The 12211-nt window shown below is 42.3% G+C and carries 6 protein-coding genes and 1 CRISPR repeat array (1 of these 7 only partly in view); of the genes, 1 reads left to right on the top strand and 5 read right to left on the bottom strand.

What is annotated here, in order from left to right:
- A CRISPR array of direct repeats spans window positions 1–1338; the repeat unit is 37 nt; unit sequence GTTTCAATCCACAGCAATCTCTATTAGATTTTGAAAC; it reaches 181 nt to the left of the window's first position.
- 9 nt (window positions 1339–1347) lie between these two features.
- The 4 genes from PN466_RS12690 to PN466_RS12675 all read right to left on the bottom strand — a co-directional run bounded on the left by PN466_RS12690 (window position 1348) and on the right by PN466_RS12675 (window position 9482).
- Complete coding sequence (locus PN466_RS12690) at window positions 1348–1788, bottom strand: Crp/Fnr family transcriptional regulator (RefSeq protein ID WP_271940006.1); 441 nt, start codon at window positions 1786–1788, stop codon at window positions 1348–1350.
- A 3-nt stretch (window positions 1789–1791) separates the two neighbouring features.
- Window positions 1792–4524, bottom strand: coding sequence for a hybrid sensor histidine kinase/response regulator (locus PN466_RS12685; RefSeq protein ID WP_271940005.1), 2733 nt, complete (start codon window positions 4522–4524; stop codon window positions 1792–1794).
- A gap of 144 nt (window positions 4525–4668) precedes the next feature.
- Window positions 4669–7854, bottom strand: coding sequence for a cyclic nucleotide-binding domain-containing protein (locus PN466_RS12680; protein ID WP_271940004.1), 3186 nt, complete (start codon window positions 7852–7854; stop codon window positions 4669–4671).
- Between the two features lie 20 nt (window positions 7855–7874).
- A complete protein-coding gene (locus PN466_RS12675; RefSeq protein WP_271940003.1) occupies window positions 7875–9482 on the bottom strand; it encodes a bifunctional metallophosphatase/5'-nucleotidase in 1608 nt (535 codons plus the stop codon).
- 115 nt (window positions 9483–9597) lie between these two features.
- Between PN466_RS12675 and PN466_RS12670 the strand changes: the two genes are divergently transcribed.
- Window positions 9598–10485: a PhzF family phenazine biosynthesis protein gene (locus tag PN466_RS12670; protein ID WP_271940002.1), complete on the top strand. Its 888-nt coding sequence runs from the start codon at window positions 9598–9600 to the stop codon at window positions 10483–10485.
- Between the two features lie 290 nt (window positions 10486–10775).
- Here the strand turns inward: PN466_RS12670 and PN466_RS12665 are convergent, their stop codons facing one another.
- Entirely contained in the window at window positions 10776–11897 is a 1122-nt protein-coding gene (locus tag PN466_RS12665; RefSeq protein WP_271940001.1) for a HesA/MoeB/ThiF family protein, read from the bottom strand.
- Window positions 11898–12211: the final 314 nt, after the last annotated feature.

The following is a 12211-nucleotide window of genomic DNA, read 5'->3' as shown; positions in this document are numbered from 1 at the left end:
AAACAGTACCCATTCCTTCCGCAGAACCGCACTAACGCAAGTTTCAATCCACAGCAATCTCTATTAGATTTTGAAACAAGCCTTTGAAATGGGCATGACCGAGCTAGAGGAGTTTCAATCCACAGCAATCTCTATTAGATTTTGAAACGCAGGAGAGCGCAGATATCGAGCGGCTGTAGAGCGTTTCAATCCACAGCAATCTCTATTAGATTTTGAAACGAGGTATAAATCCAGATACGATCCTGAAGGGCTGAGGGTTGCGTTTCAATCCACAGCAATCTCTATTAGATTTTGAAACACAAGGCAATTCCCAGAGATATAGATTTCAAGGTTTCAATCCACAGCAATCTCTATTAGATTTTGAAACTTGATTAATCGGTCGATGGGATGAGCATTAGGATTGTTTCAATCCACAGCAATCTCTATTAGATTTTGAAACGATAGATACCTGAAATGGTTGGAGGGGAAATCATGAGTTTCAATCCACAGCAATCTCTATTAGATTTTGAAACTTCAGGCAAAAACCTGTGATATTCAGGCTTGCCATTGGGGTTTCAATCCACAGCAATCTCTATTAGATTTTGAAACCGGGGGGATTGATGGGGTAAACGATCGCGTTTGCCAGTCGATGTTTCAATCCACAGCAATCTCTATTAGATTTTGAAACGGCAAGAAATATAATCACGGGTACTCTCACATGAGTTGAAAGTTTCAATCCACAGCAATCTCTATTAGATTTTGAAACCCCCAAAAAACACAATCAGAAGAATCCCCAGAAGAATCCCAAGTTTCAATCCACAGCAATCTCTATTAGATTTTGAAACCGTGCGAATTTCGTGCGAATTTCGTGCGAATTTCGCGTTTCAATCCACAGCAATCTCTATTAGATTTTGAAACTTGCAGGATTAACAATTAATGGACGAAGCAAGGGCGATCGCGTTTCAATCCACAGCAATCTCTATTAGATTTTGAAACCTCTTCTTTAACCCCGGACTGTTCCTCACCTTCTTGTTTCAATCCACAGCAATCTCTATTAGATTTTGAAACTGGTCTTTTGCAGCCAATGCGCGCCAATTGCGAGCGTAGTTTCAATCCACAGCAATCTCTATTAGATTTTGAAACAACAGTGATCGCGCTAGAGAATTGCAAGAATTAGAGTTTCAATCCACAGCAATCTCTATTAGATTTTGAAACAATCTTTCCGACTTAACTTATGAGCTGAATTCTCGTTTCAATCCACAGCAATCTCTATTAGATTTTGAAACTGAGCTAACCGCAGATCGGCTGGCAAAAATGATCAAGTTTCAATCCACAGCAATCTCTATTAGATTTTGAAACTTGAAACTACTAATGATTAACCTCTTGCATCCATTGTTGATAAACAACCTGCTGTAACGTTTGACTAAAATCGCGACAAATAGAGATCAAAATCTGTGGACGTTGGTAACCTAGACTAATTAAACGTTTCTTAGCAATTTTGAACAATTGGCAGTCAGTTTTAGCCACAAATTGCAATTGTGAAGGTGAGTCGTCAAAGAGGTCAAGATAGCCAAAACTAGAACCAGAGGAAATTTCCTTAATGGGGATTAACTGGTCTTCAGAGCGCTTAGAAGAGGTCACTGTCCCCGATCCAACAATATAACAAGCATTCATCACTTTACCTGCGGGGAGGATGATTTCATTTTCTAAAAACTGTTCTTGGACTAATTCTTGGGAGATTAAAATGAGTTCGTCTAAGCTCAGGCTTTGGAAGAGGGAGAGATTTTGTAAGAGGACAATGGGATTCATACATTAAGAGGTTTTGTTATTTGAAGTTTGCTCTAGGGTTGAGGAATCTAAAGACTGCTCAATTAATCGGACGATCGCCATATCTTGAAAATTAGTAACTAAGACCAAAATCCGATTTGCAAAACTCCGATAGCGCTCATCCTGTTCCAAGGGTTGCGCTAAGGCTTCAATCTCCGCAATATCGCCAATTTTTGCGGCTTGATAAATTTGTTCTAAAATATGCCGGGGTGGGAGCAGTTTTTCACAATCATCACTGACGGCTGACTGTTCAGGCTCAGGGGAAATTATATCCTCATAAATCCACTCAAGTTTTAAATACCTTTGCAAACATTGAAATAACTGTTGAAGCTCCACAGGCTTTTGAATAAAATCCTGACAACCGACTTCTAAACTGTTTTCTTGATCTTTAGCTAAAACACTGGCTGAAGAAGCAATAATAATTGTGTCTTTAAACTGGGACAGGGTACGCAATTTACGCACCATTTCAAATCCATCTAAAACTGGCATGACTAAATCAGTAATGATTAAATCCGGTTGAAAACCAATCGCCTGCTGAAATCCATCTTCCCCGTGTTCTGCCTCTTGACATTCAAATCCTAAGGAGGTTAACACCGTGACTAAGATTTCGCGGTTGACTGATTTATCGTCCACAATTAATATCTTATAGCGATCGCCTCGATAACCGATTATTTGTCCAATTTGGCTCACTGTATCCGTTTCTACCCATTCCGACGCAATGGGTAATTCAACCTCAAAGTAAAAGGTACTGCCTTCTCCAGGTTTACTGATCACTTGAATTTCACTCCCCATCAAACGGACAATTTTCTGGGAGATGGTTAACCCTAAACCGGTTCCTTCAGCTTGTCGTATTTTATTCCCCACTTGTTCAAACGGCAAGAAGATTTTACGTACTTGTTCAGCAGTCATGCCCACCCCAGTGTCTTGCACCGTAAACCTGAATAGTGCTTTATTGGAGTCTGCTAAGGGTAAGGCTTCTACCCTCAGTTCCACACCTCCACTATCGGTAAATTTAATTGCATTCCCTAACAGATTAAGCAAGACTTGACGCAATCGTTTTTCATCCATAGTTACGGATGATGGCAAGTCTGGATTTAAGGCAAAATCGAACGTAATCCCTTTGCTTTCTGCGGGAATTCGGGACATTTCGACGACACCAAATAAGAAAGAAGCGAGATGAATATTTTGAGGTCTTAATTCTAGTTTTCGAGCTTCAATTTTGGAGAGATCGAGAATATCGTTAATTAAATTCAGTAAATGGTTTCCCGATTGTTCAATCACTTCTAAACCGCGATCTTGATGCTCCGTATCTTTAGCCTGTTTGAGAATTTGGGTATACCCCAAAATTCCATTTAAGGGTGTGCGTAATTCATGACTCATATTGGCGAGAAATTCGCTTTTAGCTTGGTTGGCAACTTCTGCCGTTTCTTTGGCTTCGGCTAATTGAGTAGTGCGTTCTTTGACTTTTTGTTCTAGGTTATTGAAAGCTGTTTTTAATTGGTGTGCCATGCGGTTGAATGCAGTAGCTAGGGTTTTTAATTCTACAATCGCACCTTCTGACACCTGTTGACCTAAGTCTCCTTTAGACATCGCTTCTGACGATTGTGCCAGATCTAGTATGGGTTTGGTAATCCAGCGAGAGGTATAAATCCCTAGTCCAATGGCGATCGCCAAGGCAAGCAAACACAACCCAATCGTGGTGTAAGTATTGGCATTAATTTCTGCGATAAAATCTTTTTCGGGCATGACAATAACGACCAGCCAATCTAACCCCCATCGATCTTGATAGGGCAAGACTTGAACAAAGTGTCGTTTGCCATTGACTTTGCAAATCAGTTTTTCTAATTGAGAGATATGATTGAAGTCGCCAAACTTTTGCTCTAAAAACTGAGCCGTTAATTGGGTCAACTGATTTTCACTGTTAATAGCTAATAAGCGTTCTAATGTATTTTCTCCCGCATTAACAGAAAATGGATTTTCTCCGGTGGAATTAGCAACCAATAGACCAGAACGCTCTAAAATAAATGCTTGCCCAGTTTTCCCAATTTTTAACTCGCTGAGAAATTGATTAATATCTAATAAAGTAAAATCTGTGGCCACCACCCCGACCAATTCCCCCTCTGGATTGTACACTGGATCTCCAAAGGTTAGGGCAAGTTTGGGACTGGCTAAATAAGTATAAATCTCACTCCAAACCGATTGATGCTTCGTTGCGGGGGCAATGTACCAATCACGAGTCCGGGGATCGTAGTTCGGTGAAATATTCAGGATTTGGGTGGGTTGCCCTTGAGGATCGGTTGCATAGACATGCAGATTATAATCCGTCGTGCGATCGCTATTCCAGATGTTTAAGCTGTGGTCATCCAGCCGTTGGATACCATAAAATTCCCTGTTTTCGTTAGCCACTTGAATAAAACTAATTTGCTCAAATAACCCCATCTTTTTAAAAAAGAATTGAGCTAAATTAGGATCGCGTTCTAGATTAACATGCCCCAGAGCGATGGCATTCAAAATACTCTGATTAACTAAGTAGGGTTTGCCTAAATAGCTATTGAGATGTTGTTCGATTCTCGCCCCAATTTCTGTCTGTAATTGGGTCGCAATATTGCCAACTGCCTTTTGTCCATTGCGGAGGGAGAGCCATCCAGTTAAGCCCACTATGGTACATATTTGTAAGACAAATGGGACAATTAACACCAATCGCAAATGTAACTTCATAATCAAAAGAAGGTCATTATTGACTTAATCAGCAGTTCCTTCCCTCTTCTGTCATCTACACAGTACTAAGTTTTGTATCACAACCCTATTCCCGATTCTCTAGCGCCCAGGGCTATATGTATACTCAGTGACTGTACTGTTATATTAGCTTAGAACTGGAGACTCTAGGGTAACTTCGGTTTCTTCTAGGCTTTGCTTGAGGAAGGCGCTAAAGCGTTTGCAAATTTCCAGAATCATATCGGGTTTTTGGTACACTAGGTCGAGGAAGCGATCGCTCTCTAACTTGAGTAAAGTACAATCTGTTTCGGCAATCACATCCACCCAAGCAGGATTTTGATTAAACAGTTGCGCTTCTCCAAAGTAATCCCCTGAACTTAAGGTAGCTAGGATTTTTTGTCTCCCGCCCACACTTTTAACAATCTGCGCAGTTCCGGAGGTAAGAATATAGAGATGGTGACGTAGGGAACCTTCGGCCACGATCGCTTCTTGAGGAGCAAAATGTTCTTCGATCAATTCTTGATTAATCAGCAGTAACTCATCCAAGCAAAAGTAACGGAAGAGATTGACGCGGGTAAGGATATAGATCCGTTGTAGGGTTGGATTTTGATGACAGATGAGACCTCCAGCCGGAAATAGGGTTTTTGCTACGTCTTGAACGAGGGGGTCTGGGGTTTTGATCAGGGTTCGGGGAATATCAACCAAGGCCACCATTGCACCGAGTTCTAACCATCGGTCTTGGGACGCAAGGCATTCCAAAATCAGTTTATAGCCTTGGGTTTTCATCCATTGGGCATCGGCATTGATTTCCTGTTCCAGGGATTGACCGCTGGCCCAAGTTTCTAAAAAGGGCAATAGGGGTTGCACAAATCGACGATAGCGCAGGGAGGCAATAGTTTCTACCGCATTGGCCCGATCGCGTAAATTGTGGGAATGAATCACCTGTTTGAGTGCATCTAGGGTTGCGCTACACCCTAGGGTTGACAGGGAATGGAACACCCGTTCTAAGACACGCTTTTGATAATCATCAATGGCGATCGCCAAAAGCTTCCACTGGGGACGGTCTGCGGGAAGCTGCTGCAACCATTCCCAACTGCGGCTAAATTGGTGCAATTCGGGCGCTAAATACTCATAAAGGCGGTCTTCAGCCCGAGGTGTGCCCATATATCCCAAGGTCGAGATAGCTGCATCGACGACTTCTGAGTGGGGGGACTCTAGATAAGATTCGACCCAGTGCAGAGCTTTTTCTCCAGCATGGGCTAGGGCTAGGGCTGCTTGCTCGCGCACATGGGGATGGCAATCCATTAAGGCTTGGGCTAAATAGGGGAATAAGTTTTCTTCTGGTGCTTTGCCCAAAATTTCAATGGCAGTTGCTCTCATTTGTGGATCGGAATGACCGAGTTGGGAGGCGACTAACTCCCGAATCTGGGGAGTGTTGTGACATTCTAGGGTGGTCAAATATCGTAGTCCCTGCTGCTGTATTTCCAAGGGAGCATGGCGGATTAGGGGTTCGAGCAGGATCAACAGGTCTGGGTTGCAACTGCGAGCAATGATATGGATGAGATTTTGTTGGCTATGGGAGGGCAATTCAAGCGCCCAAGCCTCTAAATTGGTTGGTAATGAGGTTTTTGAGGTTTGCAGCTCTGCCAGGGTGATTAGGGCACGAATTTCAGCATCTCCCATTGCCCAAAATTGCGATCGCTCAGGTTCGGGAACGGGTTCTTGACATAAAATCAACAGTTCTAAGGCGATCGCTCGTGCTAACTGGTCTGTTGAGTCTAACAAGTTTCGGGTACAAAAGTGTTGATCCTGGGAGGGAATTTGACTCAGAAAGGTAACCACTCCCTGACGCAGTTCGGGATGGGTGTGGGAAAACAGGGTTTTGACTTCCGGTAAAACCTGGCTAGGGTTAGGGAGACGAGTCGCTAATTGTAACCCTAAAAGCTGGGTTTGGAGATCGCCACTGGTGAGCATATTTTTTACTTCCTCTTGATAGGAAGAGGGGAGCGTAACCCATCCGGTTTTGACTCCATCTAAATTCACCAAACCTTCCGTTACCATGGTCATTAAAGAGTCCAGATAACTGCGACCGGTGAAATAACCCACCCCACTATGGATAACACTTAAACCCATACCGAGTAAGGTTGTTGTGGTTAAACTTCCTAAGTGTTGGGCACTGAGGAGAATCAGACCGCCTAAAACTTGTCCAATGGGGGAAAATAGACCTTCACTAAGAACCCGAAACCGCCCTAGAATTCGGGGAGGAACAGCGTTATAGTTGAGTAATCGCACGGCTTCAGCCATGCCATAATTGAGGGAACGTTGGTTAATGTTGGTAAAAACCGCCGAACCTAAACCAGGGGCGAGAAATAAACCGACAAAACTCGCTAAGGTGGTGAGGGGATAAATCAGATTCATACGTCGCACTCCCATTTTTTGAATTAACCAGGGAGTAACGAGGGACGATAAGCCAAATTCCAATAGACTTAACAAGGCGGCCATTAAAGCCAGGAAACTCGCCAATTGTTGGGCATTGTCTAGGGAGTCGGCGTAGATCGCTGAATATTGATATTCTCCTAACAGGCGCACTAATAAGAGTAAAAACGTATTAGCCGTCAGAAACAGAAGAATGGGATAGCGAGAAATCAGTTGGGGAAATTGGCGCAGGGAGTCTTTTAGGGTTTCTACGTGTTTCTGGGGCTGCTGCTGGAGTTCGTTAACTTCAATATCATTTTGGTCAATTTCAATATAGACCATTTCGGCGATCGCCAACCCATATAATCCGGGCAGTGCGATCACCAGTACGGAGGGTTCAATCACCTGAAGGGCAATACCGGCGATCGTATTAGCCAGTAAATAGCCTAAACTAGAGGCTAAATTGAGATAGGATGTATAACGCTTGAGTTCTAACGTCGTAAAGTAATCGGCTACCAGATTCCAAAAACCAATTTTAATCACCAGCACGCTGACGACTTCGGAAAAAATATAAAAGATAAATAGGATATAGAGTCCATAATCTAACCATCCCAGAATCCTTAACCCTGACATAAACAGGGCACTTCCCAAAAGGAGCAGTTGCAAGAGACGCTTATGGGAAAATCGACCAATGACTTGGGAAAAAAAGCCAGAGATAATGATAATACAAATTGGCGTTAACGTATACAGTAACGGCAGTTTATCCGCCCCTGCGTTAGCTAAAAATAGAGAACGAGCCAGTAAGGACGCTAACCCTTGGGTTCCCACTAGAGTCAAGGCTAGCAGAAGAAAAGCACCCAGTCTTTTCAGTTGATCTTCAGATAAGCCTAGGTGCTTTTTGAGTCGGGATAAAAACATGGGATTGGGAGAACCAAGTGTTACGGGTTAACGACAGAGCGATAAGGCTCCGCATCGCTAGCGCGATCGCGGATATATTCTATCAGAGAATCGGAGATTAAATATCCCGTATCAACAACATTTTTTCCTTCAGAAAATAAGGTATATCCGTCTCCTCCTTTGAAGAGAAAACTAGAGGTGACTACCCGATAGGTTTTATCGAGATCCAGAGGACGATAAGCCCCATCAACTTGTCGAGTTTGGATACTGAGCATCCGCGAACCCACCGGTAAATCAGATTGCCAATCCAGTTTAAGTCCAGCCACTTGGGGAAAAGAACCATCAAGTTTATCCACTTGACTCACCCCATATTCTAGAAGCTCTTTAATTTGTTTTCCTGTTAAGTCTACTGCAATAATTGTATTGGAAAACGGAAATACTTCTAATACTTCTCCAATGGTGATCTCTCCCGCAGGAATACTCCCTCGAATTCCACCACCATGGGTAATAGCAATCTCGGTTTTTTTACCTGCTGTTTTCGCCAGTAAAGCTTCTCCTAACAGGGTTCCCAGATTAGTTTTTTCTTGTCGAATATAGGGGCGATCGCCATTGAGTTTAATGGGGGTTTCACCAATCACTTTACTCTTCAGTTGTCGAATGGGTTCAGAAAACGTGTCTAAAAAAGCTTGAAATTCGGGATCATCCGTTATTTCTGCATTCACAGGATGCAGATCGCCTTTCCAGTGTTGTAGATGTCCTTGGCGGTCAAACGTAATATCTAAATCCCCTAAATATTTTCCCCATTCCCAATCGGTAACCACTAAAACTGGCTGACCATTCGGTGTTTTTTCCACGATGGGATAGGGATAAGTTGCATTAGGCATATCCCCCATTCTCGTATGGGAATGACCCCCAATAATCACATCAATGCCATCCACTTGACGGGCTAATTCCAGATCTTCAGTAATTCCTAAATGAGTCAGGGCAATAATTTTATTAACTCCTTCCTGAGTTAACTCCTCAACTGCCTGTTGAGCTGCTGAAACGGGATCTAAAAACTCAACCCCTTCCCCAACCTCCGCCATAGTCATCGTTTTTGGTGTTGTTAGTCCAAAAATACCGATTTTTTGCCCATTTTTTTTCAGAATAATCCAGGATTTGACTAATCCCGAAAGAGGGGACATCACCTCTGCTTTTACATTGGCTGAAATAATAGGAAAATCACTGCTTTGAATGAATTTTGCTAGAACCTCCTGACCTCGATCAAATTCATGATTGCCTAGAGTCATGGCATCATATTCTAAAGCATTGTAAAATTTACTATCAGCTTGTCCTTGATAGGTATTAAAGTAGAGTGTTCCTTGAAATACATCACCTGCATCTAAAAGTAACAGGGGTTGATCGGCACGTTGACTTTCTTTTCTGAGTCGGTCAATCAGGGTTTTGCGTTTAGAAATCCCCCCCAATGTCCCCTTTTCTCCTATCTCTACCGGTTCTAAATGGGCATGATGATCATTCGTATGCAACAGACGGAGTTCAAATCCATCCGCACTCCAGAACTGACTACTGACGAGTCCGATCATCACCGCTAGAATAATGCCCAGTAGCACGTTTAGACTTCTTTTCCAATAGACTGAAGTTCGAGCCATGGTTTTTTGGTTTTAGAAGCTTCAATAAGGTATTCCCCTTCTAGGATATCTTAATATTGAATGCCCCTAAAACTTTGATAAACTAAACTTGAATCAATGACTGGCCTGAGATCCTATGCCCTCTGTCCCCTTTTATATTGTTGACGTTTTTGCCGTTAAACCCTACAGCGGCAATCAATTAGCCGTCATCCTCAATGCTGGAGAGTTGACTACGGAAACGATGCAAACGATCGCCAAGGAAATCAACTTTTCAGAAACGACGTTTATTTTAGGCGATCGCCCCGAAAATGGCGGCTACCCAGTCCGCATCTTCACTCCAGTCCAGGAACTCCCCTTTGCGGGACATCCCACCCTAGGAACCGCATACATTATCCAGCAAGCACTGATTGGATCGGCAGTTGATGAAGTTACCTTAAATCTACGAGTTGGCCAAATTCCCGTCCATTGGCAAACCGACGCTCAAACAGAACTATTATGGATGATGCAAAACCCTCCAGAATTTACCACTACTTATTCTAGAGAAGCCCTTGCCCCGATTCTGAGTTTAGAACCGGAAGACATTGACGATCGCTTCCCCATTCAAACCGTCTCTACCGGTATTCCCTTTATTATCGTTCCCCTGAAAACCCAAGCTGCCCTCAAACGATGTCGAATTGAACAATCCTTATATTTTGAATTTATAGAAAATAAACCAGCAAAAGAGATTTTTGTATTTTGTCCCGAAACCCATTACCCCGAAAACACCTTTAGTGCCCGCATGTTTGCTGATTCTTTAGGCATTCCCGAAGATCCAGCCACCGGTAGCGCCAATGGCTGTTTTGCCGGTTATTTAGTGGAACAGAATTATTTAGGAACTCAGGATATTGACGTGCTAGTCGAACAAGGCTATGAAATTAATCGCCCCTCCCTATTACGCCTGAGAGCCAAACGGAACCAGCAGACCATTTCTGTTGAAGTCGGAGGTCAAGTCATCCCCATTGCTAAAGGGGAGTTTTTTCTATAGCCCATCATATCAAGCCCACTTATGGGACCCATTTAGGATCTTAGGAGCATGTCGTTTCAATAGGAGACGGAGAAAGCAAAGGTCAATCTTAGCTTTGGCATGAGCGAGATTTCATTCAAAATTCTTCACCCAATCTGAGCATCTGCTGGTAAGGAAGAATCGTCATAATTGATGAGACTGGAGATAGAAAAAAAAGGAAAACAGACCGATTATGTGGCTCGGCAATACTTATCCCTCTTCTGTCACTTTCGGATCTCGCGATCGCTATTAAGCTCACTTAGAGCAATACTCTAGAAGTCAAAATGCAAAAATTCAATTTTACTCTCAAAAGTACGCAGCGATATTTTAAACCGTTTACCGACTAAAATAGGTTCATCATAATTCGTTAAGACTTTGATGGCTTGATCGGCTACCATACCCGAAGCAATCGATAAAGCAGGACAACTATGCCAATTCTTAACGATTCTATTCCCATCTCTATAATTTCTCATGATTTCTGCTTTTTGAAAACTTTGAATATTTTCATCTACACTATAAAAGGCTTGTTTTAATGTGCCTTGCAATTCTGAATAAGATGGACAAGAACCATCCTGCAAATAAATTGGTCCCACAATCACTTCTAAGGGATCGGCTCCAAACTCCATTAAAGGAATCTTTTTATTTAATGCAACTTGATGTAAAGTTTCTGTAATCGGTTCTGAACAATAAATTCCTAAGTTCGTCCATGCTAAAATAATAAGATCTATTCCTTCTACTAACTTGTCGATTTGTTGACGATCTGCACCGACAAAATATTCATAAACTTCACAATTAACATGAGGATTGATTTCCTTAATCTTTTCTTGGGCAGCTAATACTTTGGGTTTGCCAATAGAATTGCGATCGTAGAGGACTTGACGATTCAAGTTGGATAATTCTACCTCATCACCGTCAACCAATCTTAACGTTCCGATTCCTAACAAGGCCAGTTGCAGCGCAATCCAACTCCCCCATCCTCCAACTCCCAAAATTAAAACGGTACTGTTCTTTAATTGTTCTTGGTAAACAAAACCCGGTAATCCTTGGCGATCGCAGAGAGAAAATTGTAAAATTTGGCGATCGTATCGTTCTAATTCTTCAGTGGAGAGCAGTTGAGATTGTCTTTGAGGATCTTCAAGAAGATTAAATTGACCCAGACTTTGAATAATATGAAAAATCTCATCTCGTGTCACCTGATACTCTAGATTTCGCAATTCTTGAATGATATCATCAATTCTCTTTGAACCATCAAGACGTTCTAGTAAAGGAATAAACCAACTGGGAGGATTTCTAACAATTTTACTCAATCCCGGAATTTGACCAATGCACACATCTCCCTGTTCATTAACAACGACATGATGCGATCGCTTAATTTGTGGGAGTTCCCATTCCACTGATTTTTTTCTCGCAATGTAAGCTAACTTAAACTGGACTAGATTGCTGAGTTTACAAGCATTATTGTTCGTAACAGCAACCTAGCCGAGAGATGATAGAAAATTGAAGTAAGACTATTGCCCTTTCTTTTTCGTCTTATCCTTATCTTCTGGTTTGTCGTGGGACTCATCGCAAAGAGGACCGATGCGTTCGGTTAAATCTTCAAAAACGATCGCACCATCATTCATAATTTTTCTCCTTAGAGTTGGTTTCCAGCAAACATAGCACTTAATTTTTCTTTTTCTACATTTCCTTAAACTTTCTTGACATTAGG

It is taken from the genome of Roseofilum reptotaenium CS-1145, from assembly GCF_028330985.1.
Classification (GTDB): domain Bacteria; phylum Cyanobacteriota; class Cyanobacteriia; order Cyanobacteriales; family Desertifilaceae; genus Roseofilum; species Roseofilum reptotaenium.
Note: the sequence above shows the minus strand (reverse complement) of the source record. Positions and strands in the feature narration are given on the sequence as shown.

Excerpts from the sequence above, each read along its gene's own strand:
- PN466_RS12675 (WP_271940003.1), bottom strand. The coding sequence starts at position 9,482 with ATGGCTCGAACTTCAGTCTATTGGAAAAGAAGTCTAAACGTGCTACTG.
- PN466_RS12680 (WP_271940004.1), bottom strand. The coding sequence starts at position 7,854 with ATGTTTTTATCCCGACTCAAAAAGCACCTAGGCTTATCTGAAGATCAA.
- PN466_RS12690 (WP_271940006.1), bottom strand. The coding sequence starts at position 1,788 with ATGAATCCCATTGTCCTCTTACAAAATCTCTCCCTCTTCCAAAGCCTG.
- PN466_RS12670 (WP_271940002.1), top strand. The coding sequence starts at position 9,598 with ATGCCCTCTGTCCCCTTTTATATTGTTGACGTTTTTGCCGTTAAACCC.
- PN466_RS12685 (WP_271940005.1), bottom strand. The coding sequence starts at position 4,524 with ATGAAGTTACATTTGCGATTGGTGTTAATTGTCCCATTTGTCTTACAA.